We start from the raw sequence: 24,698 nt of genomic DNA on the forward strand, positions 1-24,698 counted from the left end.
GATGTCCGACCTGTCGACTGAGCCGGAGCTGGAGAAGCTGCGGTGGGAGATCGCGGCGCTGGCCGGGCGGCTGCGTTCGGCGCAGCTGGAGCGCGACTCCTGGCGGGCCCGCTGCGAACGGCTCACCGAGCAGCGCGACCGGGAGCGGGAGAAGGCCCGCAAGTTGCGCGGCAGCGGGTCGTACCGGCTGGGCCGGGCGATCGTGTCGCTGGCCCGGGACCCGTTCCGCACGTCGCCGCGCCTGGTCCGGGGCCTCGCCCGGCGACTGCGGCCGCGGGCGGGCGGGGTTCCGGCCGTACCCGGGCAATCGTCTTCGACACCGTCCGCGAAGCGGCGGCCCGCCCACCTGTACGTGGCCATCGGCCTGGACCACGACGCGCTGCGCGGCCTGCTGGTGACGATCGGTCAGCGGTTGCTGGTCACCCCGGACCACCGGCCGGTGGTGCTCACCGACGACCCGGCGTTCTCCCTGCTGCGCAAGCTCGGGGTGCTGATGGAGTACCTGCCGGACCGGGCCACCTGGGAGCGGCACCGGCCGGACCGGGCCTGGGACGATCTGCTCGCCGAGCGGCTGGCGCGGCTCTGCCGGGACCACGACACCGAGCGCACCGTGGTGGTGGACCGGCTGCACCCGCCGACCCTCGCCGAGCTGCTCTGCTGAGCTCACCGGCTGTGCTTACCGGCTTCGCCTTCGGCTCGCGGGCATTGCGCCCTTCGGGGCCGATGTCGAGAGGTCCGAAAACGACCACGCTTCGCTAGTCGTTTTCGGACCTCTCGACATCGGCGGGCGCAATGCGATCTCAGCGGATCCAGGAGAGTGCCTGCTCCAGTAGCGGGGCGATGGTTTGGGCGTACGTGGTGGTCAGGTGGTTCGAGTCGCGGTAGACCAGGACGTTGCCGATCACGGGCGGGCAGAAGTCGGTGCAGAGCCACGGGACCGGGTCGATCACGGCGACGCCGGTGACGGTGGCGAGGATCGCGCGCTGGGCCGGGCCGCGCAAGGCCGCCGACGCGCTGCTCCCGCAACGGTTGACGCGCTTCAGGCGGGCCTGCCGGGCGACGCAGACCGGCACCCGCTCACCCATGTACGGCGTATCCGCGATGATCGCGACCCGCGCGCCCATCCGGGTGAACGTGCCGGCCGTCCGCTGCCAGGCCGCCTGCCACTGGGCGCTCTCGTCGGTCCCGGTGTCCACCGGCCGGTAGTTGAAGCTCGATCCGAGCACGACCAGGGACGGCCGGAGCGTACGGATCCGGGCCACCGCCGACTCGTGGAACCGGGCGCACTCGGTGTACTCCCGCTTCAACCCGTCGTGCCACAGCCGCAGGTCGGCCGCCGAGCAGGAGGACTTGCTCAGCGAGACCAGCCGCCAGCGGTGCCGGACGGCGATCTGTTCCAGCGCGGGGAACCACTGCGCGGCATGCGAGTCGCCGTAGAGCACCACGGTCGTGGCCGAGCGCGGGTCGCCGTAGACGCAGCCGTCCGGGGCGACCGTGGCCGGCGCCTCCACGTGACACCGGTCCGCCCAGACGCGCGCCTTGTCCGCGTTCACCCGGGCCAGCGACGGGGTCAGGTTCGCCGGCAACTGCCGGGTGGCGCGGCTGGCCCGGACCGTGCGGGTGATCACCGCGTACGGGTCGGCGGCGTGCGCCGCCTCGGCCCGCAGGTCCCGGATCGCCGCGCCGGCCGGCACCGGGTGCGGCAGCAGGGCGACGGCGACCGCGACGGCGGCCACCGCCCCGGACAGTCCGGCGCCCAGCCCGAGCGCCCCGGCCGGGCGGACCCGCAGGCCCGGGTGCCGCCGCAGCGGGTTCTCCACCAGGTGATAGGTCGCCCAGGCCAGTCCCAGCGCGGCGGCCGAGAGCAGCAGGGACAGCGGCAGCGACGGGTCGGCGCCGAGCGCGGCCGGAGCGATCAGCAGGATCGGCCAGTGCCACAGGTACCACCCGTAGGAGAGCCGCCCGATCACCTGCAGCGGCCGGGCCGCCAGCGGCCGGCAATCACCGGCCAGGACGGCCGCGGCGCCGGCCACCGGCAGAAGGGCGTAGCAGCCGGGGTACGACGTGGACCCGTCGAACCACAGCGCCGCCGCCAGGATCGCGACGAGACCGGCGCCGCCCAGGATCCTGCTCCGGAACCGCAGCCCGGACACCGCCAGAAGCGCTCCGGCGCCGAGCTCCCAGGCCCGCGCGTGCGGGCCGAAATACGCCCACGGCGCCGACCGGGCGGTCTCCAGCACCCCTGCCGTGAACGAGGCCAGCACCACGGCCACCAGCAGCGGCCCGCGCCTGCGCAACAGCAGCAACAGCGGCCAGAACAGGTAGAACTGCTCCTCCACGGCGAGCGACCAGAAATGCTGGAACGGGGACGGCGGCGCGTCGGCGTTCAGGTAGTCCGTGCCGATGGCCGCGAACCGCAGGTTGGCGACGTATCCGGCGGCCGACGTCGCGTCCCGGGACAGCTCACCGAGCCGGATCGCGGGCAGCCAGAGACGGGCCGCCAGCAGCGTCGTGACCAGCACCACCGTCGCGGCCGGCAGCAGCCGCAGAACCCGCCGGGCGTAGAACCGGCGGATCGAGAACGGCTCGCGCAGCAGCAGCGACGTGATCAGGTAACCGGAGATCACGAAGAAGACGTCCACGCCCACGTAGCCGCCCGCGGCGAACGGCACCCCGGCGTGGGCCAGCACGACCAGGAGCACCGCGACCGCCCGGAGGCCCTCGACGTCGGAACGGAAGTTCGGCGGGGGGTTCGCGCTCACCGCCCTTCAACGCGCGGCCCCGGCCACAGGTGTCGGGGTGTCGCAACCTCGCTCCGGCGGTCTCGTTGCGCTTCGTGTGACAGCCGAGACGTTGACCACCGGCATACCGCCGGACGCGAGGCCCATGGATCCCCCGGCCGATCGGCGGCCCTGGCCGCCGGTGTGGCGGGGCATCCTGCTGCGGTCCGCCCTGGTCCCGGTGATCGTGCTGTCCCCGCTGGTCGCCCTGCAGCCCGGCGCCGACCACCGGTTCAACGTCTACGCCAACGGCGCCCGCTACCTGCACCGCCCGTGGGAGCTGTTCGGCGCGGCGATCGCCTCCGTCCCGCAGTACCTGAGCCTGGGCAACTTCCGGCCGCTGGGCCGGATGGTCGAGTGGACGCTGGACACCGCCACGTTCGCGCTCACCGACCTGTTGGGACTGCCTGCCAACATCTCGCTGCGGCTGGTCTCGTTCCTCAGCGCGGTGCTGCTCACGCTGGCCACCGTGGTGCTGGCGGAGTGCGTGGTGAGCCGCGGCCGCCCGTTCGCCGGGCCGCCCTCGCTGATCGCCGCGGTGCTGCCGTTCGCGGTCGGCGGGAGTTTCGTGGCGGCCGGCCGGACCAGCACCACTGTCCTGTTCGGCGGCCTCTACTTCCTCACCTCCGCGCTGGTGCTGTTGGTCGCCGCGGCCGCCGCCCGGACCGTGGGACGGATCCGTCCGGGCGCCCGGCCGGGCTGGCCGGCCGTGCTGCTCGGTGCGGTGCTGGCCGCGTTCAACGAGATGGCCTGGCTGGCGCTGCCGCTGGCGGCGCTCGTCGTGCTGATCCGCGGCCGGGTGGTCCTGGCGCTGTCCTGGCGGGAGACGGCGCGCGGCGCCGGGGCCCGCTTCACCGGGCTGCTCTGGGCCGGGTTCCTGCCGGTCGCGATCCCGGTCCGGATGATCATCGCGCGCAGGTGCGCGGCCGGGACCTGCTACTCCGGCTCCGACGTCGCGCCGTCCGGAGCCCTGGCCGCACTGCCCAACCGGCTCACCTCGTGGCTGCCGCCGCTGATGTGGCAGCGGGCGGGCGAGGGGCCGTACGGGCACACGCTCGGCCCCGCCCTGCTGATCGCCCTGGTCGCGCTGCTCCTGCTGGTCCGCCGGTTCTGGCGGGACCTGCCACGGTGTGATTCCCCGGACCGCCGCCAGGCCGGCGCGCTCGCCCTGGCCGGGCTGGCCGTGCTGGTGCCGGCCGCCACGATGGGCGCCCTCAACGAGCAGATGCAGCGGCTCGCGGCGGCCGGCTGGTGGGGGCTGGGCTGGCGGGACAGCGCGCTGGCCGGGGCCGGTGGCGCGCTGCTCACGGTCGCGCTGCTGACCGCGGTGTTCGCGCGCGGTCAGCGCAGCGGGCGTACGCACCGGCGCGGCATCCTCGCCGGCGTGCTGGTGCTGGCGGCCGCCGCGGCGGTCGGCGCCGCGGCGAACCGGGACTACCGCGCGTCGATCGCCTCGGAGCGGCCCGCGTACGTGCACGACCGGATCGCCCAGGAGATCGTCGACTTCGACCGTTCCGCGTCCGGCAACGCCCGCCGCTGCACGCTGCGCGCACAGTTCCGGGCCGCCCTGCCGCGGGAGCATCGTACCGACTACCCGCCCGAGTTGCGCCGCTTCGACCAGGCCGTCGACCAGGCCACCGTCCGGCTCGCCGGCCGGCGCTTCTGCACCGGGGGGCCGTCGTGATCTCGGTGGTGGCGCCGGTCTACAACGAGGGCCCGGGCGTCGAGCGCTTCGCCGAGCGGATGGCCGAGGTGCTGGACGGCCACGACTACGAGCTGATCCTGATCGACGACGGCTCGGCCGACGACTCGTGGAGCCGGATCGCGTCGCTCGCGCTGCTCGACCCGCGGGTCCGCGGCCTACGGCTGTCGCGCAACTTCGGCAAGGAGGCGGCGCTGCTGGCCGGCCTGGAACAGGCGGCCGGCGACGCCACCGTGGTGATCGACGCGGACCTGCAGCACCCGCCGTCCGCGATCCCCGAGATGATCCGCCGGTGGCGGGCCGGCGCGCAGGTGGTCGAGGCGGTCAAGCGCAACCGCACCGGCCAGTCGCTGAGCAGCCGCCTGGGCGCCCGCGTCTTCAACCGCGCGTTCACCCGCCTCACCCAGGTCGACCTGGTCGACGCCACAGACTTCCGGCTGCTCGCCCGGCCGGCGCTGGAGGCGCTGCTGCGGATGCCCGAGCACTCGTCGTTCTTCCGCGGCACCAGCAGCTGGATCGGCTTCACCCGGGAGACCGTCGAGGTGGACATCGAGCACCGCGAGGGGGGCGCGTCCCGGTGGACCGCGCGGGCCCTGTTCCGCCTGGCGGTCAACGGCCTGACGTCGTTCACCTCGGCCCCGCTGCACCTGGTGACGCTGGTCGGCCTCACGTTCGCGGCGTTCTCGGTGGTGCTCGGCGTCCAGACGCTGGTCCGCTGGGTGCAGGGCCACTCGGTGGCCGGCTTCCCCACGGTCATCCTGCTGCTGCTGGTGACCGGCACGTTCGTGCTGCTCGGCCTGGGGGTGATCGGCGAGTACCTGGCCCGCATCCACGAGGAGGTCCGCGGCCGCCCGCGCTACCTGATCCGCGAACGGGCCGGCGGCACGCTACCGTCGCCGGGTGTCCCCGAGCAGTGGGTCGAACATGCCGACCAGCACTGAGCCCCGCACGCCCGCCCCGCTGCCCGGCCATTCCCGGGTGACCCGCCTGATCCGGTACGCCCTGAGCGGCGGGGCCAGCGCGCTCACCCACTTCGGGATCGGGATGGCCGGCGTCCACCTGCTCGGGCTGCGCCCGGTGGTCGCGTCCACCACCGGCTTCGTCGCCAGCATCGCGGTCTCCTACGCCCTGCAGCGCAACTGGGTCTTCCGCTCCAGCAGCGGCCACGTGCTGGCCGGATCGAGGTTCCTGACGGTGACCGCGGTCGCCTTCACGATCAACACAGTGGTGCTCTGGGTGGGGACCGAGCTGCTCGACGCCGCGTACCCGGTGGTCCAGCCGGTTGCCCTGACCCTGATCCCGCTGGTCAACTACGTCCTGAACTCCCGTTGGACCTTCAGGAGCTGAGAATCCCCGCTCGGTACGGGTTACGCCGGCCCGACCGCGGCCGCGTGTCCCCTGGCGGCGAGCTGACCGGCGCCCGGCCCGCCCGGCGACCGCCGGCCGCGGCACCCGCCGGCCGTGGCGGTCCGACCCGGGACAGGCGGTGCGGAGGGGCCAGCCGTGCGACGCGGGCGGAGGGCGGCAACCGATCGGTGACTTGCGGGCTCCCGGATGGCGATCAAAGCGGGCGGACCACGGGCCGAAGGGAACGGTGAACCTGGCGGCAAGCCAGGCGCCGAACTCCGAAAGGGTCCATCTTGCGCTCGCTGGTCCGCCGCCTCGCCGTCGTTTCCGCTCTCGTCCCCGCCGCCGCCTTCGGCATCTCGCTGGCCGCCGGCCCGGCCGAGGCCGCCGCCGCGTCCGAGACGACGATGCAGGCCGACATCGTGAAGCTGACCAACGCGGAGCGCACCGCCCACGGCTGCGCCGCCCTGAAGGTCGACAACCGGCTGATCGCCGCGGCCCGCGGGCACAGCGCCTACATGGCGCAGACCGGCTCGTTCAGCCACACCGGCAGGGGCGGCTCGAACTTCGTCGCCCGGGAGAGGGCCGCCGGCTACCAGAAGCCGTCCGCGGAGAACATCGCCTGGGGCTACCGCAGCGGCAAGGACGTCGTCTCCGCGTGGATGAAGAGCCCGGGCCACCGCACCAACATCCTGAACTGCAAGTCCAAGACCGTCGGCGTCGGCGTGGTCTACAGCCGTGGCGGCGCCCCCTACGTCACCCAGGATTTCGGTTACTGACGTTTCCGAGTGACCGGAGGCAGCGCCCCCGCCGATCCCCCTGCGGCGGGGGCGCTTTCCGTTGCCGGGTTCCCGGGCCTGACGAACGACAGCACGGCGTGCCGGCCCAGCATCTCGCCCTCGCGGGTCAGGCCGTCGACGCCCGCCAGCCAACGCTCGATCGCGGCCTGCTCGTCCTTGCGGTTGGCGTCGTCGAAGACGATCGTCGCGCGGTCCGCGAGACGTGTTCCGGCGACCGGCAGCGCCGGGTGGCGGCTGTCCGGCCCGACCGCCGCCGGTGGCCCGTCGACCAGTAGGAAGTCGACGCCGTCCAGATCTTCCAGGACGGCCGGGTCGTACCACGAGTAGGTGCGGTCGCCGAGCTCCACCGGAGTCAGCGGGGCGTCGCGCACCTCGGCGACAGCGGTCAGCCCGTGCGCCCGCAGCGCGGCACGGGTCCGGTTCGCGTACCCCGGATCGTGGTCGAGCGAGACCAACCGGCCGCCGACCTGCTCCAGCACGTAGCCGAGCCAGACCGTGGACGTGCCGCTGCCCAGTTCGAGCACCAGCCGCGGCCGGCGTGAGCGCACCAGGAACAGCAGCTCCAGCAGGTCTGTCGGGTTGAGCGCGTAGTCGCCCGAGGATGGCATCGGCGCGCGCGGCGTGAAGCCCTGGAACAGCTGGACCGTCGCCTCCAGCTCACGGGGGACGGCGCACCGCAGGTCCCGTACGCCCCGGTCGGCGATCCGCTGCACCCGGGCGATCGCGTCGAGCAGCTCGCGGTGCCGGTCCTCGGTGTCGAGCCGTTGCCGTTCCACGGCGGAGACCACCCGGCGCTGGGTCTGGTCCAGCACCACCCGCAGGTCACGGATCTCCCGCCGGTCGGCGCGCATCCCGAGCAGCCGCAGGTTGACCCGCAGCACGCCGGCCACGGCCAGCGCGAGCAGCAGCGCGAGCAGACAGAGCGCGACCTGCGGCGAGCCGTGGACCGCCGCGGCGGTGACACCGGCGACCAGCAGCGAGGTGATCGCCACCGCGCCGACGGTGAGCGGGCCGAGCTCCCGTGCCCGGCCGGCCAGCTTGCCCAGAACCATGTACTGCCACCTCCCGAACCGGCGTGCGCGCGGCCGCGGGGCGACCACACCATCCCCTAACGGCACAACTCACCCAGCGTTACGGCGAACCGATCCGGGTCGTGAGCCTTCCGCAGCGCCGTCAGGTCCTGGCGCCGCCGCTCCGCCACGAGCGCCGGATCGGCCTGGTAGCGCCGCATCGCCTCGGCGGCCTCATCGGGCGCCAGCACGATGCAGCCCATCGCCGTGGCGTCCAGCACCGACCGCCGCGACGCGGACAGGTCCAGGTAGAAGTCGAGCTGCCCGAGGAATTCCAGCGGCGCCACCTCCGCGGCCCGGTAGACCAGCCGGTCGGCGGGCTGCCGGGGCAGGCGCACCCCGTCGGCGAGGCGGAGCCGCACGTCGGCGCCGGTGAGCCCGCGCAGTTGCCGGCGGTCGGTCACCTCGGCGCCGACGACGGGAATCGCCGGGATCGGGGCGCGGCGCGACACCGAGGGTCCGGCAACGGCCACCATGGGAAGGTCGAAATCGGTCAGCGGCAGATCGGGGAACAGCGCCCGGATCTCCGCCGACTGCGGGCACCAGAGCGGCGGCACGCCGAAGACACCGGCGTCCACCACGCCCTGCGGCGCCTCGTCGAGAAGAACCAGCACGGTACGGGGGGAGATCCGCACCCGCTCACCCGGCGGATACCGGAGCACCGCGGCCTGCCGCACGAGCAGCACCCCGCACCGGACCGGATCGGTCAGCGCCACCTGCCCCAGCCTCCCGGCGTTGACCAGGTCCTGCGCCGTGTGGTGCACCGGCAGCCGCTTGCGTGCCGGCCGCCGCCAGTCCTCCAGGTGCAGGATCGCGACCCGCAGACCCCGCCGGAGCAGCGCCTCGATCTCGGCGAGCGCGGACCGCTGGGTCTCCTCGTGGAACCGCCAGTCGGCGGCGACGAGCACGTCGTACAGCTCCGTCGGTTGCTGATCCGAAGCGGACCGCAACAGATGAGTGGGCGCCGGGAACGGCCGGTCCGCGCCGTCCCGCGGCCGGAAGGCCGCCACCTCGCCGGCCGCGATCCGGCGATGCCAGGCGACGTACCCGGAGCGGTAGACGGCCCGCGCCGGGTGGATCCAGTACGGCCGGATCTCGGCCCGCGACAGTGATCCGCCGGAGAGCCGGATCAGCGCCAGGTGCGTCGGCAGGTGCCGGACCGCCCGGGCGCCGAACGCCGCGGCGATCCGCTCGATGTACTCGGAGTCGCCGCCCTTGCGGACCACGTCGAGGTAACCGACCGTCTCCAGCACCGCCTCCCGGCGGAACATCAGCGCGGACGGGTTGAGCTTGCCGCCGCGCCGCCCGAGCCGGACCAGCAGCAGGTCCTCGGTGACCCGGCGCCCGTCCGAGGTGGACGCCACCACCGCGGGGTCGGTCAGCAGCGGCATGACCTGCAGTTCCAGCCGGCGCGGATGCGACCAGTCGTCCGAATCCTGAAAGGTCACGAAGTCACCGGTGGCGGCGTCGAGTCCGGCGTTGCGGGCCACGTAGGTGCCCTGGTTCACCGCCTGCCGCAGCACCCGCACCCGTGGGTCCAGCGCCCCCGTCCTCTCCAGGATCCCGTCGAATTCCGGCGGCGACGCGTCGTCGACCACCAGGATCTCCAGGTTCCGCCAGGACTGCGCCAGCAGCGACCGCACCGCGGTGATCAGCCCCTCGCCAGGCCGGTGGGCGGTCACCACCACAGTGATCAGTTCCGGACGGTCGACGGGCGCGACGCGGGACGTCCGCAAGCGGTCGAAGGGCGGCACGTCCGTCCGCCGGTCCAACCCGAGCACCGGCGCCGGCAGTCCCACGCGGAACATCCGCAGCCAGAGCGCCCTCGGCCGGCCCCGGGCGCGGAACGGGTTGGCCAGATCGGTGGCGATCTCCCAGCGCACCCGGCGGTCCACCGGCATCCGCACCGAGCCGGCCAGCTGGGCGTAGACCGCCCGTTGCCGCCGCGGCACCGACCTCGCGCCGAGCAGGCCGAACAGCGTCAGCGCATCGTCCCGATCGGCCGGCAGCACGTCCTGCAGCGCGATGATCTGCGCGAGGACGGCCAGCGCCTCGGCGTCGGCCACCCACGGCCGCTCCCCGGCCCGGGCGGCGGCCAGCAGCTCCGCCAGCGTGCACGGGCGGCCCGTCGCGGCGCGCGCCAGCTCGTCCCGCAGGCCCACCGCGCGATTGCGGACCGCGGCGGCGACATTCTCCACCCCGTACATCGGTGGTCCAACGCGAATTCCGGGTGATCGGTTACACCGCGGCGAGCACCGCCCTCTCGGCACGCTCCCGGTCGGCCGCCGACGACCACGTGCCGACCAGGTAGAACGCGTCGACGACGTCACCGCCAAGCGTTGAGATGCGGGCCGCCCGGATCTCCGCGCCGGCCTCGTCGAGCGCTGTGGTCACCCGGTAGAGCAGCCCCGGCGAGTCGGCCGCGCGCAGCTCCAGCACCACCGCGCCGGTCGCGGCGGCGCGCTGCCAGATCACCTTGGGCTCGGCGGTGCCGCCGCGGCCGCTCATCGCCCGGGCGCGGACCCGCTGGGTCACCGAGACGTCGCCGGCCGCGACCCGGCGCAGGTCGGCGGTGAGGGCGACCGGATCGTACGGCGTGCCGTACCGGGGCTGCGTGAAGCAGGAGACGATCGCCCGCCCGTCCACCGTCGAGGTGTTCGCGGCGATCACGTCCAGCCGGTGCATGGCCAGGCAGGCGGCCACCCCGGCGAGCAGTCCCCGGCGGTCGGCCGCGGCCACCGACACCTGGTCGCCGTCCAGGTGCACCACCGGCAGCACGCCGCTGAGCAGCTCGGGATCGGGGTTCGGCGGCTCGGGCAGGGCGCCGGTGTCGAGCGCGGTGCGCACCCGGCGGACCAGCTCGGCCATCAGCCGGCCCTTCCAGTCCGACCAGGCGGCCGGGCCGGTGGCGTGCGAGTCGGCCCGAGCCAGCGCGTGCAGCAGGTCCAGGGTGGCCGGGTCGCCGACCGCCTCGGCGACCGTGGAGATGGTCACCGGGTCGTCCAGGTCGCGGCGGGTCGCCACGTCGGGCAGCAGCAGGTGCAGCCGGACCGTCTTCTCGACGGTGGCCACGTCGGCCGCCGGCAGGCCGATCCGGGCCGCGATGACGGCGGCGATCGGGGCGCCCACCACGCTGTGGTCGCCGGGCAGGCCCTTGCCGACGTCGTGCAGGAACGCGCCGATCAGCAGCAGGTCGGGCCGGTCCACCTCGCGGGCGTACCGGGTGGCCTCGTAGGCGGCCTGGACCAGGTGCCGGTCGAGGGTGAACCGGTGGATCGGGTGGTGCTGCGGGAGGCTGCGCATCCGGGCCCACTCGGGGAGCCAGGCGTCGATCAGGCCGTACCTGTCGCAGGTCTCCCAGGCCGGGAGCAGGCCGGGTCCGGCGCCGAGCAGCGAGACCAGCGCGGCGCGGGCGGCCGGCGGCCACGGGGTGGGCAGCGGCGGGCAGAACGCGGCGAGCCACTCGCAGGTGGCCCGGGCGATCGGCAGGTGCACGGTGGCGGCCGCGGCGGCCACCCGCAGGGAGAGGCTGGGGTCCGGCACCGGGCCGATCGCGGTGCGGGCCAGGACCAGCTCACCGTCCTGCTCGACCACGTCGCGGGCGACCGGGCGGCGGCTGGGCGCGGGCGGGACGCCGGGCCGGCGGCGGCTGCCGCGCAACCGGTCGACGGCCCGCCAGGCGTCGTCGACGGCGTGCGCCACCGTCCGCGCGTCGCCGGAGACCCGCCGCAGCAACGTGTCCGGGTCCTCGATGTCCAGCAGGCCGGCGACCGTGCCGCGCTCCTGGGCGACCAGGCGGTCCACCCGGCGGCCGACCGCCAGGTGCAGGGCGTCCCGGGTGTCCAGCAGCCGCAGGTTCGCGGCACGCACCGCGGGACGCATGGTGTCGGCGATCCCGGCGCGGCCGATGCCGCGCAGCAGGGTGACGTCGCGCAGGCCGCCGGCCGCCTCCTTGAGGTCGCCTTCGAGCAGGAAGGCCAGCTCCCCGTGGCTGGCCCAGCGCGCCTGGGTGAGCTCTTTCAACTGCGGCAGCAGGCGTACGGCGGTGCGCCGCCACTGATCGGCCGCGGCCGCCACGAGCCCGGCGGAGAGCGCCGCGTCCCCGGCCACGTGGCGCGCGTCGAGCAGGCCGAGTGCGACCTTGGCGTCGTCGTGGGCGACCGAGAGCGCCTCGGGCAGGGTGCGCACCGAGTGGTCCAGGCCGAGCCGGGCGTCCCAGATCGGGTACCACAGCGCGGCGGCGATCCGGTCGATGCCGGCCGTCCCGTTGTGCAGCAGGACCAGATCCAGATCGCTGTACGGGGCGCAGTCGCGCCGTCCCAGCCCGCCCACCGCGAGCAGGCTGACGCCGGGCAGGTGGGCCGGGAAGAGCCCGCCCAGCCAGACGCCCAGCGCCGCGGCACGCTCCTCGCGCGCCGCGGCGCCGATGTGGTCGCGCAGCTTGTCGAGCGGGCCACCTGCGGACGGCCGGGCGGGCGGGGCCGGGGGCTCGCTCGACGGGTTGGTCATGTGTTTACAGGGCGTCGAGGCCGCGCTCGCCGGTGCGGACCCGGATGACGTCGTCGACAGTCGTCACCCAGACCTTCCCGTCACCGATCTTGCCGGTCCGCGCGGCGGTCACCACGGCGTCCACGATCTTCTCGACGTCGATCTCGTCCGTGATCACCTCGACCTTGATCTTCGGGAGGAACTCGACGGTGTACTCGGCGCCCCGGTACACCTCGGTGTGTCCCTTCTGCCGGCCGTAACCCTGCACCTCGCTCACGGTCAGCCCGGCGACGCCCAGGGCGTGCAGAGCCTCCTTCACCGCGTCGAGCTGGTACGGCTTGATGACCGCGGTCACCAGCTTCATGCTCAGTCCTTCCAGTTCAGCAGCCATGGGAGAGATTAACCGGCGACCTTCTGGCTGGTGTCAGCCTTGCCGTCGGCGTCGACCGTCCTGGGCGTGCCGAGGCCCGCCAGGGCGAAGGCGCCACCGCCGGAACCCGCGGCCGGGGTCAGGTCGTACGCGGTCTCGCCGTGGTCCGAGATGTCGATGCCGCCGATCTCCGCCTCCTCGGTGACCCGCAGCAGCTTGACCGACTTCAGGACGAAGGCGATCAGGGCCGCGACGACCAGGGAGAAGACGGTCACCGCCGCGCTGCCGACGAACTGCCGGCCGAGCTGGGTGAAGCCGCCGCCGTAGAACAGGCCGTCCTTGGCGCCGAGCACGTCGGAGATCGCGCTGTTGGCGCTGTTGGTGGCGAAGAGGCCGATGAACAGCGAGCCGATCCAGCCGCCGACGAAGTGGACGCCGACCACGTCGAGCGAGTCGTCGTAGCCGAACCGGTACTTCAGGCCGACGGCCAGGGCGCACACCGCACCGGCGATGACGCCGAGCAGCACGGCCGGCAGCGGGGCGATGAAGCCGCAGGCCGGGGTGATCGCGACCAGGCCGGCGACGGCGCCGGAGGACGCGCCGACCACGGTCGGCTTGCGGTCCCGGATCCACTCGACGGCCACCCAGCCGACCAGCGCCGCGGCCGTGGCGAGCTGGGTGTTGACGAACGCCACCCCGGTGACGCTGTCGACGGTCAGCTCGGAGCCGGCGTTGAAACCGAACCAGCCGAACCAGAGCAGGCCGGCGCCGAGGGCGACGAACGGGACGTTGTGCGGGCGCATGTTCTCCCGCGGCCAGCCGACCCGCCTGCCGAGCACGAGGGCCACGCCGAGGGCGGCCGCACCGGCGTTGATGTGCACCGCGGTGCCGCCGGCGAAGTCCAGCGCGTGCAGCTTGGCGCCGATCCAGCCGCCGCCCCAGACCCAGTGCGCGACCGGGACGTAGACGACGGTGAACCAGCCGATGGCGAACAGGACCCAGCCGCCGAACTTGAGGCGGTCCGAGAGCGCGCCGCTGATCAGGGCGACGGTGATGATCGCGAACATCATCTGGAACGCCATGAAGACGTAGACCGGGATGCCGGTCGTGCCCCAGAGGTCGCCGGCCCAGTCGATGCTGGTGCCGCCGTACTGGGTGAGGTTGCCGATGAAGTTGTTCAGGCCCGCGCTGCCGCTGGCGCCGAACGCGAGGCTGAAACCGTAGAGCGCCCACAGCACCGAGATGATCCCGATGGCGGAGAAGCTCATCATCATCATGTTGAGGGTGCCCTTGGACCGGTTGAGGCCACCGTAGAAGAGCGCCAGGCCGGGGGTCATGAGCAAAACGAGCGCAGACGACAGGAGCAACCAGGCGGTATTGCCGACGTTGATCTCCACGCTGCCTCCTCTCGGATTAGGTGTCCTCGCACACCCGACCGCTGAGGCAGCTTCGCCGTGTCGGCCGGTTCGACGCAGAGCGTGTCGGGCGGCTGTTTCGAGCACGGTCTACGCGCGATTTCCGGCGCGTCACGGGTTGTTTCCGGCGTGTGAAGAAACCCTCACAACCGGTATTGGATCATCGAAGCGCGTATTCCAGCGTGTGACGTTCGTAGTCCAGAAGGCGCAAATCCCGCATTGGCCTGCGCAGATGTCCTTTGTGCACGATCCGGACGAACGCCGGGTCACCGGCCGCGGCCATCCGGCGGATGCCCTCGACGTGGTCGACGATCCGTTTCCTGATGGTCCGCACCAGCCGGTGGCGGTCCCGCGGGATCAGCCCGTAGGCGTCGGCGAACAGGCGCAGCCGGCGCGGGCGGTTCGGCCGCTTCCAGCCCAGCGTGTACGAGTCGCGGTCGCTGAACAGCGGCACCCAGGTCCAGGCCGCGTACGCCACGTCGTAGATCCGCGAGCCCGGCGAGGCCAGGTCGAAGTCGATCAGGGCGAGCGTGCCGTCCGGCCGCCAGACCACGTTGTGCGGGGCCGCGTCGTGGTGACAGATCACCTCGGTGTCCGGCGGGGGCGGGCCGAACGAGCGCCAGACGGCCCCGGGCGGGGGGACGAACCCGTACTGCGCGTCGTGGAACATCCGCAGCATGGTGGCGACGGTGACCAGCGCCTCCTCGGTCACCCAGTGCGGGGCCAGCGGGTACTCCCCGCACTCTCCGTCGAGGTAGGAGAGCACCTCGCGGCCCTTCTCGTCCATGCCCAGCGCGCTCGGCGAGCCGGTGAACCCGACCCGCTCCAGATGGTTGAGCAGCGCGTGCACGGCGGGCGTCCACGGCCCGGCGTTGCGCCGGACCGTGTCGCCGATCCGGGACACCGTGCTGACGTTGCCACCGTGCAGCGGTATCTCGCGCAGCGGCTCCTGCGTCACCCACAGCCTCCCTGATACTTCCGCGTAACGTCCCTGTGAGACTACGCGGTCTCACCCAGCAGGGCCTCCACGAAGGCCGCCGGCTCGAACGGAGCGAGGTCGTCCGGTCCCTCGCCGAGGCCCACCAGCTTCACCGGAATGCCCAGCTTGCGCTGCACAGCGATGACGATGCCGCCTTTCGCGGTGCCGTCGAGTTTGGTGAGCACCACACCCGTGACATCCACCACCTCGGTGAACACCCGGGCCTGCTCCAGCCCGTTCTGCCCGGTGGTGGCGTCCAGCACGAGCAGCGTCTCGTCGACCGGGCCGTGCTTCTCCACCACCCGCTTGACCTTGCCCAGCTCGTCCATCAGGCCGACCTTGTTCTGCAAGCGGCCGGCGGTGTCCACCACCACCGTGTCGATGCCGGTCTCGATGCCGCGCTTGACCGCGTCGAACGCCACGCTGGCCGGGTCGCCGGCCTCCGGGCCGCGGACCGTCTCGGCGCCGACCCGCTCGCCCCAGGTGGCCAGCTGCTCGGTGGCCGCCGCGCGGAACGTGTCGGCCGCGCCGAAGAGCACGGTCCGGCCGTCGGCGATCAGCACCCGGCCGATCTTGCCGCAGGTGGTGGTCTTGCCGGCCCCGTTGACGCCGACCACCATCACGACCGCCGGCCGGCCGGGGTGCGGCATGGTCCGCAGGCTGCGGTCCAGGTCCGGCTCCAGCGCCGCGACCAGCTCCTCGGCGAGCTGCTCGCGCACCTCGGCCACGGTCCGGGTGCCGAGGACGCGGACCCGCTCGCGCAGCCGCTCGACGATCACCTGGGTGGCCTCGACACCGACGTCCGCGGTGATCAGACTGTCCTCGATCTCCTCCCAGTCGTCTTCCTCCAGGTGGTCCCGGGAGAGGACGGTGAGCAGGCCCCGGCCCAGCGCGGTCTGCGAGCGGGCCAGCCGGGCGCGCAGGCGGACCAGACGGCCGGCGGTCGGCTCCGGGACCTCGACGACCGGCTTCTCCGCGACCGGCGCCTCCGCCGGCGCCGCTACCGGCTCCTCGACCACGACAACCGGCTCTTCGGCCTTCTCGACGAGCGGCGGGAGCTCTTCCACCGTGGGAACCGGCGGGGGCGGGAGCTCCTTGCGGCGCATCCTCGGCACCACCAGCCCGACCGCGCCCACGAGCAGGACGACGAGCAGGATCACTGCGGCGACCACGTATTCCATGCCGAAATCCTGACAGATGAGCCGTCCGGCCGTGGCGTGGGCCACGCACTGGCGATTCCGGGCGCTCATTGGGAAGGATGTGGGCACCCCCCGAGAACCAGCTTGGAAGGCCGGTGCCGTTCAGTGACCGCGCAATTGCTCATCGGACCGGTGCTGCGCCGGGTGACCGGCGATCGAGCCACCATTTGGGTGGAGACCAGCGAGCCCGCGCACGTCCGGGTCGAGGCGCAGGGCGGGGCCGCCGGGGCCGCCGCCACCTTCTGCGCGTACGGGCACCACTACGCGCTCGTCGTGGTGTCCGGTCTCGCGCCCGGTTCCACCCACGCCTACCGGGTGACGCTTGACGACCACGAGGTGTGGCCGGCGGCCGGCTCGCCGTACCCGCCCTCGGTGATCCGCACCCGGGCCGCCGACGACTCGGCCCAGCCGGTGAGCCTGCTCTTCGGCTCCTGCCGGCAGGGCACTCCGCAGGCCACCGGCCGGCACCTGCCGCCGGACGCGCTGGACGCCTACGCCCGGCGGCTGATGGCCGACCCGGACCACCGCCCCGACCTGCTGGTGCTGCTCGGCGACCAGGTCTACGCCGACGAGACGTCGCACAAGGTGCGCCGCTTCCTGCGCCGGAACCGGCCAGCCGGGAACGAGGCGCCGGCCGACCAGGTGGTGACGTTCGAGGAGTACACCAAGCTCTACCTGGAGTCCTGGCGCGATCCCGAGGTGCGCTGGCTGTTCTCCACCGTCCCGAGCGTGATGATCTTCGATGACCACGAGCTGATCGACGACTGGAACACCTCGGCGTCCTGGCGGGCCGACATGTCGAAGGAGCCGTGGTGGCGCGAGCGGATCTCCGGGGGTCTCGGCTCCTACTGGGTCTACCAGCACCTGGGCAACCTCAGCCCGGACGAGCTGGCCGCCGACCCGCTCTACCAGAAGGTGTCGGCCGCCGAGGACGCCACCGACCTGTTGCGCGAGTTCGGCCTGCAGGCCGACGACCCGGGCTCGCCGGAGAACACCGACCGGCCGTACCAGTGGAGTTTCGCGCTCGACCTGGGCCGCACCCGCCTGGTCGTGCTGGACAACCGGTGCAACCGGGTGCTCACCCCGGGCGCGCGGGCGATGCTGCCGGCCGCCGAGTGGGACTGGTTCATCAACCAGGCCCACGGGGAGTACGACCACCTGGTCGTCGGGTCGTCGCTGCCGTGGTTGATGCCACCCGCCATCCACCACCTGGAGGCCTGGAACGAGCGGGCCGCCGAGTCGCGCCGGCCGCGCTGGGCGGCGTTCGCGGAGAAGGTGCGGCGCGCGTTCGACCTGGAGCACTGGGCCGCGTTCGGGAAGTCGTTCACCGCGCTCGGCGAGCTGTTCCGGCGGCTCGGCGAGGGCGGCGTGGGCGCGCCCGGGCACCGGGTCGGCGCGGGCGGGGCGTACGCGGCGCCGGCGTCGATCAGCGTGCTCTCCGGGGACGTGCACCACTCGTACGTGGCCCGGGCCGACTTCGGGCATGCCATGGCCACCCCGGTGATGCAGCTGACCTGCTCGCCGATCCACAACGAGGTGCCGCTGCCGCTGCGCCCGCTGATGCGGTTCAGCTGGCTGCCGCCGGTCGCCCGGGTGGCCCGGGGCCTGGCCAGGTCGGCGGGCGTGGCGAAGCCGCTGATCCGGTGGAAGCGGCTGTCCGGTCCGTATTTCGGCAACGCGATCGGCACCCTCACCCTGACCGGGCGGACCGCGTCGGCGCTGATCGAGGGCACCACCAGGGACGGGCGGCTGCACGAGGTGGCGGCCAGCACGTACCGGCCCTGAAATGCGTGGCGCCGGGCCGTCGGCTGCACCAGGATGACGTCGATGATTACCTGGACCGCGCCCGAGGCGCACCGCGTGACCGAACCGCGCACCGGCGACGAGCGGCCGATGCTGCAGGGCTGGCTCGACCACCACCGGCAGACGCTGCTGCACAAGTGCGCCGGCCTGACCGCCGAGCAGCTCAAGCAGGCCAGCGTGGAGCCGTCCAACCTGACACTGCTCGGGCTGGTCCGGCACATGGCCGAGGTGGAACGCTGGTGGTTCCGGATCAACGCCCGGCAGGACAAGACGGTCGGCGACATCTACTGCACCGAGGAGAGGCCGGACGGCGACTTCGACGACGTGGCGGGCGCCGACGCCGAGGCCGACCTCGCCACCTTCCTGGCCGAGATCGAACTCTGTGACGACGCGGTGGCCGCCCTGCCGCTGGAGCACGAGTTCCCCGGCCGGGCCGGCCCGACCAGCCTGCGCTGGGTCTACACCCACATGATCGAGGAGTACGCCCGGCACAACGGGCACGCCGACCTGCTCCGCGAGCGGATCGACGGCGTCACCGGCGGCTGAGGGCGCAACACCTAGTCGCCCAGCTGCGGCAGGGTGGACTCGCCCTGGTCCCGTACCGTGAAGGAACTCATCGCGTCGCCCTCGCCGCTCTCCTGGACCACGACCTTGCCCTCGTCGCTGCCGGCCAGGGCGAAGAGTCCGTTGACCTCGATCAGGCGACCCTTGCCGTCCGGGGTCTTCGGGAACGTGAAGATCTGGTCGCGCTCGGCGGCGTCGCAGGCCGCGGTCTTCAGGTCCAGCGGCGCGCCGCCGCCCGGCGAGTGGACCTGCAGGCACCAGGGTTCGCCGCCCTGGACCAGCTTGGCGGTCTGCAGCAGGTACTCGTCGCCGCCGGGCCGCACCGGCGTGGTGACGAACAGCGCCCGGTCCTCGAGGTGATCGGTAGTGGTCAGGATGCCGTCGGGGCCGACGGTGAGCATGGCGCGGCCACCCGACTCGGTGGTGGCGAAGACGAACTGCCGCCCGCCGCGGATCTCGGCGCCCGGGCCGACCGGGGCGAAACCCGCCGGGGTGCTGGCGCCGGCCGCCGCCGAGGCCGGCGCCGTGGGCGCGGCCGACGCGGACTCCGGCGAACCGGGCAGCAGCGGCTCGCTGTCGTCGGCGGAGCTGCAGGAGGTGGCGCTCAGCACCAGGGTGAGGCCGCTGGCCAGGACACCGAAACCGCGCAGAAATGACATAACCGTCCCTTCGGGGCAATCGTGCCGGCCGGCACACCCCTTATCTTTCCGGGACGAGCACCCTCTATTCCTCCAGGCAAGATGCCAGGTCAGTCCACGATGTCGAGCGCCTTGCGCAGGTACGGCACGTGCTCGGTCCCGGCCCACCGGTACCCGGACAGGCCCGCCGCCCGCGCGCCCCGGATCGCCCGGTCGTCGTCGTCCACGAACAGCACGTGCTTGGGCAGCGTCCCGATCGCCCGGCAAGCCTGCTCGAAGAACTCCGGCGCCGGCTTGTGCACCTTCAGCTCCGACGAGCTGATCACCACGTCCACCTCGCCGGTCAGGCCCAGCGCGTCCAGGTCGCCGCGGAGCCGGTCGGTGGCGTTGGTGGCCAGCCCGACCGTACGGCCGGCGGCGCGCACCCCGCGGACGAACTCCAGCGCCTCCGGGTCCACCTCGCCCCGGTACGCCTGCCACTGCGCAACCGCCGCGGCCGCGTCCGCCCCGTCGAGCGGCAGCCGGCTCGCGACCAGGCCCATCCACTCCGCGTCGGAGATCTCACCGGCCATCGCGGGCCGGTAGATGTCCCACGACATCGAGGTCTCCAGCAGGGCTGCCGGCTTCAGCCCGTACTTCACCTCGACGGCGATCATCGGGGCCGGATCCCAGCGGCGCAGCACGCCGTCCAGGTCGATCAGCAGAGCCCGGGCGCGGTCCCGCATGCTTTCCAGTCCTCCGATTGATCAGTCTTCAGTCCGCTTAGTTCGGACCGGGGTTGAGCCGCTGGCTGATCACCTGCGTGACGCCGGCGCGCATGGTCACGCCGTACAACGCGTCCGCGACCTCCATCGTCCGCTTCTGGTGCGTGATGATCAGCAGCTGGCTCTTCTCCCGGAGTTGCTGGAAGAGCGTAATCAACCGGCCCAGGTTGACGTCGTCGAGGGCCGCCTCGACCTCGTCCATGATGTAGAAGGGCGAGGGGCGGGCCCGGAAGATGGCACACAGCATCGCCACCGCGGTCAGCGAGCGCTCACCACCGGAGAGCAGCGACAACCGCTTGATCTTCTTGCCCGGCGGGCGCGCCTCCACCTCGACGCCGGTGGTCAGCATGTCCTCCGGGTCGGTCAGCACCAGCCGGCCCTCACCACCCGGGAACAGCACCTGGAAGACCTGCTGGAACTCGCGGGCGGTGTCCTCGAACGCCGAGGTGAACACCTCGAGGATCCGGTCGTCCACGTCCTTGACCACGGTCAGCAGGTCCTTGCGGGTGGCCTTGAGGTCCTCCAGCTGGTCGGAGAGGAACTTGTAGCGTTCCTCCAGCGCGGCGAACTCCTCCAGCGCCAGCGGGTTCACCTTGCCCAGCATGGTCAGGTCGCGTTCCGCCTTGTTGGCCCGCTTCTCCTGGCCGGCCCGGTGGAACGGGACCGGCTCGGGGACCGGCTTGCCGTCCCGCTCGGCGGCGGCCACGTCCGCCGGGGTCGGCGGAACCAGCTGCTCCGGGCCGTACTCACTGATCAGGGTCTCGACGTCGAGCGAGAAGTCCTCGGCGGCCTTGGCCTCCAGTTGCTCGATCCGCATCCGCTGCTCGGCCCTGGCCATCTCGTCCCGGTGCACCTCGCTGGTCAGCCGCTCCAGCTCGGTGACCAGCCGCTTCGCCGTGGCCCGCACCTCCTGCAGCTCGGCTTCCCGGCTGGTCCGCTCCTGCGCGATCCGGTCCCGCTCCTCGGCCGCCGCGGCCAGCGAGACCCGGACCCGGGCCAGGGCGGCTCCAGCGCCCGCGGCGACCGCGCGGGCGATCTCCGCGCCGCGGGCCCGTGCCGCCCGCCGGGCCGCTGCCCGCTCCCGGGCCTGCCGCTCCTGGTTGGCCTGCCGCATCAGCGAGTCGGCGCGGCCCGCGATCGAGGAGACCCGTTCCTCGGCGGTACGGACCGCGAGCCGTACCTCCATCTCGTTCTGCCGCGCCTGCGGGACCAGCGCGGCCAGCCGGTCGCGCTCCTCGGTCGACGGTTCCTCGTCGATCGGCGTGTCCTCGGCCAGCCGCAGCCGCTCCTCCAGCTCGGCCACCCGCATCAGGTCGGCCTCCCGGGCCGCCTCGGCCTTCTGCCGGGACGCGCCGAGCCGCTCGCTCTCCGCCTTCGCCGAGCGCGCCGCCGCGCCCAGCTCGGCCAGCCGGCGGGCGGCCGCGTTGCGCTCACCCTCGGCGGCCCGCTTCGCCTGCGCGGCCGCCGCCACCGCCTGCTTGAGCTCGGCGACCTCGGCCCGCGCCTCGCCCAGCCGCTCCTTGAGCTCGGCGATCCGCTCCTCGGCGGCGGCCCGGCCGGCCCTCGCCTCGTCCACAGCCGCCTGCACCTCGATGTAGCTGGTCGCCTTCGCCGAGCCGCCGGCCGCCGCCCACGCGCCCAGCACGTCGCCCTCCGGCGTCACCGCCCGCAACTCGGCGTTCGCGGCGACCAGCGCGGCCGCCGCGGCCAGGTCGGGAACGAGCGCGACGTCACGCAACGCGCGGTTCAGCGCGGGCCGGATCTGCTCCGGGCAGTCGATCACGTCCGGCGCCCAGAGGGCGCCCTCCGGCAGGCCCGGACGCAGCGCGTCCCGCGACCCCTGCATGCCGGGCCCGGCCGGAGCCGCGATGACCAGCGTCGCCCGGCCGGCATCGGCGATCTTGAGGGTACGGACGGCCTCCACCGCCTCGTCCAGACCCGCCAGGGCGACCGAGTCGGCAAGCGTGTCCAGCGCCGCGGACAGCGCCGTCTCGTGCCCGGGCCGCACCGTCAACATCGAGGCCAGGCTGCCCAGCAGGCCGGGCACCTGGTCCTTCTTGGCGAGCAGCGCGCCCGCGCCGTCCTTGCGCCGCAGGCCCAGCCCGAGCGCCTCCTCACGGGCCTTCAGGCTGGCGGCGTCCTTCTCCGCCGCCCGTTCCGCGTCGGACAGCTCGCGCACCACGGCCGCCGCCTTGTCGTGCGCGGCGACCGCCTCGTCGTGCCGCGCGTCCAGCTCCGCGTTGTCCCGGTCGGCGTCCGACGACTCGGCGGACACCACGTCCACCTCGGCCTGCGCCGCCTCGGCACGCATCAGCGCGTCCTCGTGCGCGGCGGCCAGGCGCTCGATCTCCTCGGCCGCGCTGCTGGTCCGGGCGCGCGCCGCGTTCACGTTGCCGACCAGCTTCGCCAGGCCCTCCCGGCGGTCGGCGATCGCCTTGGCGGCGGCCCGCAGCTCACCCTCGGCGGCGGCCAGCTCGCGCTCCAGCTCCTGCCGGTGCTCGACCGCCTCGGCCAGCCGCATCTGGTCCTCGGTGAGCGCCTCGCGCAGCTCCTCCTCCTGCTCCCGGACCCGCTCCGCCTCGGCCTCCAGCATGTCCGGGTCGCGACCCGGGCGCTCGTCGTCCGGGGTGGCCGCCAGGTGCCGCAGCCGCTCGGTGGCCAGCTGCTCGGTGGAGCGGAAACGCTCCTGCAGGGTGGAAAGCTTGTACCAGGTGTCCTGGGCGGCCTGCAGCAGCGGCGCGTCCTCGGCGTGCGCGAACTCCAGGTCCGCGAGCATCCGCTGGACCTCGCGGTTCTCCTCCTCGACCTCGCCCCGCCGCTGCCGCATCGCGGACTCGTCGGCGATCTCCTTGTCCAGGGTCGTACGCAAGGTGAAAAGGTCGTCGGCGAGCAGCCGGAGCCGGGCGTCGCGCAGGTCGGCCTGGATGCCCGCGGCGCGCCGGGCCACCTCGGCCTGCCGGCCCAGCGGCTTGAGCTGGCGGCGCAGCTCAGCGGTCAGGTCGTTCAACCGGTTCAGGTTGACCTGCATCGCGTCGAGCTTGCGGATCGCCTTCTCTTTGCGCTTGCGGTGCTTGAGGACGCCGGCCGCCTCCTCGATGAACGAGCGACGGTCCTCCGGCTTGGCGTGCAGCATCGCGTCGAGCCGGCCCTGGCCCACGATGATGTGCATCTCCCGGCCGATGCCGGAGTCGCTGAGCAGCTCCTGGATGTCGAGCAGGCGGCAGGAGCTGCCGTTGATCTCGTACTCGCTGGCGCCGTCGCGGAACATCCGCCGGGTGATCGACACCTCGGTGTAGTCGATCGGCAGGGCGCCGTCGTTGTTGTCGATGGTCAGTGTGACCTCGGCCCGGCCCAGCGGCGCCCGCCCCGCCGTGCCGGCGAAGATGACGTCCTCCATCTTGCCGCCGCGGAGCGCCTTCGCCCCCTGCTCGCCCAGCACCCAGGCGATGGCGTCGACGACGTTCGACTTGCCGGAGCCGTTCGGCCCCACCACACAGGTGATGCCCGGCTCCAGCCGCAAGGTGGTGGCGGAGGCGAAGGACTTGAAGCCCTTGACCGTCAGGCTCTTGAGGTGCACGGATCTCCGAGGGTCGGCGGTGGTCTGCTGGGTGGCAGGCTACCCTCATGGGTCGGGCGGGACACCGCTACGGCACGCCCGAGCGGTCGACGGCCTGGAAAAGCGGCCTCGCCGTGGCCTTGGCGCGCCACCACGATCTTGCGGTGCGCTCCGCCTCCGGCGGAACCCGGACGCCCATCGCCCTTTCGGCGCCGCCGCGCCGCGGAGCCCCGCCGGAATCGCGCGCCGGTCCCCGCGCGGCGGCCCTTCCTCACCGACACCGCGCGCCGGCCCCGCGCGCCCGGGATCCTTGCCGGAACCGCGCGCCGGCCCCCGCGCGCCGCGGCCCTTCCTCACCGGAACCGCGCGCCGGCCCTCCGCGCGCGCGGCTCTCCTCACAAAAAACTGCGCGCCGCCACGTGAAGTGGAGGCGCGCTTTTCTTCCGTGCGTTGTGGTGCAAGGGGGATGAACGCCGGTAGGTCACCCCGCAGAGACGTCCCGGCGGCCGGTCGGGCTCAGGTCAGCGCAGGCTCGGTGAGCCGTGCGAAATCGTCCGCCTCGGCGGCCGCCGCCGCGAGCCGGTCGTTCTCCGCCCGCAGGCGGGTGACCTCGAACTCAAGGGCCTGCACCCTGGAACGCAGTCGGGTGACCTCGTCGAGCAGGCGCCGGTCGGGCGCCGCACCTACGTGGCCGTAGAGGGCCTTCGCCATCGTGACTCCTTGTGACGCGGTGCGTCTCGTATGTGTTCGCTTCGCCGGGAAACGGCCGGCCAAAACCTGCGCTCAACGCGCGAACTGACGCACGAAAGAAACTCACGGGCACGCGTGAGCACAGAGCTCTGCCACTGCTGCGACGGAACTCTCTTAGGTGCGAGGGCTCAAGCCACGAAGGAACCGGGGCATGAGTGGGCGCGATTGGCGACATCTCCATAGTCCGCCGATACCCATGCTCCGTCAAGCCGAGCGCATGCGGTCGACCGGCCGACGTCAGTGAATCACGCCACCAGGGAGTCTTGAACAGGGATTATGCCCGTTCCCGGCGGCCGGCTCAGCACAGTGGGACACTGTCCGGCCACTTCACTCGACGAAGTTCGATCAACACCGTACGCGTCGATGGCGCCTCCAGGCCACTCATTCGATCAAGAAAGTCGCCCGCCCGCGGCGAACACGTCCCCTCTCTTACTCAGAATCACCCAGGCCGCACCTGAAAGGAACCCGGATTC

General features: G+C 73.1%; 19 protein-coding genes. 7 read left to right on the forward strand and 12 right to left on the reverse strand.

Annotated elements, in window-relative coordinates; all coding sequences use genetic code 11:
* Position 1: 1 nt before the first annotated feature.
* Positions 2–661, forward strand: coding sequence for a hypothetical protein (locus tag Asi03nite_RS02310; RefSeq protein WP_203676687.1), 660 nt, complete (start codon positions 2–4; stop codon positions 659–661).
* A 139-nt stretch (positions 662–800) separates the two neighbouring features.
* On the opposite strand, the gene Asi03nite_RS02315 is transcribed toward Asi03nite_RS02310, so the two are convergent.
* Positions 801–2,762 carry an acyltransferase family protein gene (locus Asi03nite_RS02315; RefSeq protein WP_203676688.1) on the reverse strand — a complete coding sequence of 654 codons (1,962 nt, stop codon included), beginning with the start codon at positions 2,760–2,762 and terminating at the stop codon, positions 801–803.
* Positions 2,763–2,886: 124 nt separating this feature from the next.
* Here Asi03nite_RS02315 and Asi03nite_RS02320 point away from each other — a divergent pair, with 124 nt between their 5' ends.
* The 4 genes from Asi03nite_RS02320 (at position 2,887) to Asi03nite_RS02335 (ending at position 6,608) form a co-directional block, all read left to right on the forward strand.
* On the forward strand, positions 2,887–4,464 hold the full coding sequence (locus tag Asi03nite_RS02320) for a hypothetical protein (protein ID WP_203676689.1): 1,578 nt from the start codon (positions 2,887–2,889) through the stop codon (positions 4,462–4,464).
* The gene (locus Asi03nite_RS02325; RefSeq protein WP_239102307.1) at positions 4,461–5,423 is read left to right on the forward strand and encodes a glycosyltransferase family 2 protein; all 963 of its coding nucleotides are present in this window, start codon (positions 4,461–4,463) and stop codon (positions 5,421–5,423) included. The genes Asi03nite_RS02320 and Asi03nite_RS02325 overlap by 4 nt, the downstream gene beginning before the upstream one ends.
* Entirely contained in the window at positions 5,407–5,829 is a 423-nt protein-coding gene (locus Asi03nite_RS02330; protein WP_203676690.1) for a GtrA family protein, read from the forward strand. Before Asi03nite_RS02325 ends, Asi03nite_RS02330 begins: the two co-directional genes overlap by 17 nt.
* A 293-nt stretch (positions 5,830–6,122) precedes the next feature.
* On the forward strand, positions 6,123–6,608 hold the full coding sequence (locus Asi03nite_RS02335; protein WP_203676691.1) for a CAP domain-containing protein: 486 nt from the start codon (positions 6,123–6,125) through the stop codon (positions 6,606–6,608).
* Here the strand turns inward: Asi03nite_RS02335 and Asi03nite_RS02340 are convergent.
* From Asi03nite_RS02340 to ftsY, 7 genes are all read right to left on the reverse strand, one after another.
* The gene (locus tag Asi03nite_RS02340; RefSeq protein ID WP_203676692.1) at positions 6,602–7,681 is read right to left on the reverse strand and encodes a class I SAM-dependent methyltransferase; all 1,080 of its coding nucleotides are present in this window, start codon (positions 7,679–7,681) and stop codon (positions 6,602–6,604) included. The genes Asi03nite_RS02335 and Asi03nite_RS02340 overlap by 7 nt on opposite strands.
* 56 nt (positions 7,682–7,737) lie before the next feature.
* Entirely contained in the window at positions 7,738–9,906 is a 2,169-nt protein-coding gene (locus Asi03nite_RS02345) for a glycosyltransferase family 2 protein (RefSeq protein WP_203676693.1), read from the reverse strand.
* 31 nt (positions 9,907–9,937) lie between these two features.
* A complete protein-coding gene (locus Asi03nite_RS02350) occupies positions 9,938–12,208 on the reverse strand; it encodes a [protein-PII] uridylyltransferase (protein WP_203676694.1) in 2,271 nt (756 codons plus the stop codon).
* A gap of 4 nt (positions 12,209–12,212) precedes the next feature.
* On the reverse strand, positions 12,213–12,551 hold the full coding sequence (locus Asi03nite_RS02355; RefSeq protein WP_203676887.1) for a P-II family nitrogen regulator: 339 nt from the start codon (positions 12,549–12,551) through the stop codon (positions 12,213–12,215).
* 35 nt (positions 12,552–12,586) lie between these two features.
* On the reverse strand, positions 12,587–13,954 hold the full coding sequence (locus Asi03nite_RS02360) for an ammonium transporter (protein WP_275409305.1): 1,368 nt from the start codon (positions 13,952–13,954) through the stop codon (positions 12,587–12,589).
* Between the two features lie 178 nt (positions 13,955–14,132).
* The gene (locus Asi03nite_RS02365) at positions 14,133–14,930 is read right to left on the reverse strand and encodes an aminoglycoside phosphotransferase family protein (protein WP_203676695.1); all 798 of its coding nucleotides are present in this window, start codon (positions 14,928–14,930) and stop codon (positions 14,133–14,135) included.
* Between the two features lie 41 nt (positions 14,931–14,971).
* The gene (gene ftsY / locus Asi03nite_RS02370; RefSeq protein WP_203676696.1) at positions 14,972–16,132 is read right to left on the reverse strand and encodes a signal recognition particle-docking protein FtsY; all 1,161 of its coding nucleotides are present in this window, start codon (positions 16,130–16,132) and stop codon (positions 14,972–14,974) included.
* Between the two features lie 123 nt (positions 16,133–16,255).
* On the opposite strand from ftsY, the gene Asi03nite_RS02375 reads away from it, so the two are divergent.
* Positions 16,256–17,935, forward strand: a complete 1,680-nt coding sequence (locus tag Asi03nite_RS02375; RefSeq protein WP_203676697.1) for an alkaline phosphatase D family protein — start codon at positions 16,256–16,258, stop codon at positions 17,933–17,935.
* A 45-nt stretch (positions 17,936–17,980) separates the two neighbouring features.
* Positions 17,981–18,499, forward strand: a complete 519-nt coding sequence (locus Asi03nite_RS02380; RefSeq protein WP_203676889.1) for a DinB family protein — start codon at positions 17,981–17,983, stop codon at positions 18,497–18,499.
* Positions 18,500–18,510: 11 nt separating this feature from the next.
* On the opposite strand, the gene Asi03nite_RS02385 is transcribed toward Asi03nite_RS02380, so the two are convergent.
* The 4 genes from Asi03nite_RS02385 to Asi03nite_RS02400 all read right to left on the reverse strand — a co-directional run bounded on the left by Asi03nite_RS02385 (position 18,511) and on the right by Asi03nite_RS02400 (position 24,186).
* Positions 18,511–19,176 (reverse strand): hypothetical protein, encoded by a 666-nt coding sequence (locus Asi03nite_RS02385; RefSeq protein WP_203676698.1) that lies wholly within the window; start codon positions 19,174–19,176, stop codon positions 18,511–18,513.
* 89 nt (positions 19,177–19,265) lie between these two features.
* Positions 19,266–19,880, reverse strand: a complete 615-nt coding sequence (locus Asi03nite_RS02390; RefSeq protein ID WP_203676699.1) for an HAD family hydrolase — start codon at positions 19,878–19,880, stop codon at positions 19,266–19,268.
* Positions 19,881–19,917: 37 nt separating this feature from the next.
* A complete protein-coding gene (gene smc, locus Asi03nite_RS02395; RefSeq protein WP_203676700.1) occupies positions 19,918–23,496 on the reverse strand; it encodes a chromosome segregation protein SMC in 3,579 nt (1,192 codons plus the stop codon).
* Positions 23,497–23,991: 495 nt separating this feature from the next.
* Positions 23,992–24,186: a hypothetical protein gene (locus Asi03nite_RS02400; protein WP_196413816.1), complete on the reverse strand. Its 195-nt coding sequence runs from the start codon at positions 24,184–24,186 to the stop codon at positions 23,992–23,994.
* Positions 24,187–24,698: the final 512 nt, after the last annotated feature.

The sequence above is a fragment of the Actinoplanes siamensis genome, assembly GCF_016862395.1.
Lineage (GTDB): Bacteria > Actinomycetota > Actinomycetes > Mycobacteriales > Micromonosporaceae > Actinoplanes > Actinoplanes siamensis.

Coding starts and splice junctions, on each gene's coding strand:
- Asi03nite_RS02310 (WP_203676687.1), top strand. CDS start 2: ATGTCCGACCTGTCGACTGAGCCGGAGCTGGAGAAGCTGCGGTGGGAG.
- Asi03nite_RS02320 (WP_203676689.1), top strand. CDS start 2,887: ATGGATCCCCCGGCCGATCGGCGGCCCTGGCCGCCGGTGTGGCGGGGC.
- Asi03nite_RS02330 (WP_203676690.1), top strand. CDS start 5,407: ATGCCGACCAGCACTGAGCCCCGCACGCCCGCCCCGCTGCCCGGCCAT.
- Asi03nite_RS02340 (WP_203676692.1), bottom strand. CDS start 7,681: ATGGTTCTGGGCAAGCTGGCCGGCCGGGCACGGGAGCTCGGCCCGCTC.
- Asi03nite_RS02345 (WP_203676693.1), bottom strand. CDS start 9,906: ATGTACGGGGTGGAGAATGTCGCCGCCGCGGTCCGCAATCGCGCGGTG.
- Asi03nite_RS02350 (WP_203676694.1), bottom strand. CDS start 12,208: ATGACCAACCCGTCGAGCGAGCCCCCGGCCCCGCCCGCCCGGCCGTCC.
- Asi03nite_RS02355 (WP_203676887.1), bottom strand. CDS start 12,551: ATGAAGCTGGTGACCGCGGTCATCAAGCCGTACCAGCTCGACGCGGTG.
- ftsY (WP_203676696.1), bottom strand. CDS start 16,132: ATGGAATACGTGGTCGCCGCAGTGATCCTGCTCGTCGTCCTGCTCGTG.
- Asi03nite_RS02385 (WP_203676698.1), bottom strand. CDS start 19,176: ATGTCATTTCTGCGCGGTTTCGGTGTCCTGGCCAGCGGCCTCACCCTG.
- Asi03nite_RS02390 (WP_203676699.1), bottom strand. CDS start 19,880: ATGCGGGACCGCGCCCGGGCTCTGCTGATCGACCTGGACGGCGTGCTG.
- Asi03nite_RS02400 (WP_196413816.1), bottom strand. CDS start 24,186: ATGGCGAAGGCCCTCTACGGCCACGTAGGTGCGGCGCCCGACCGGCGC.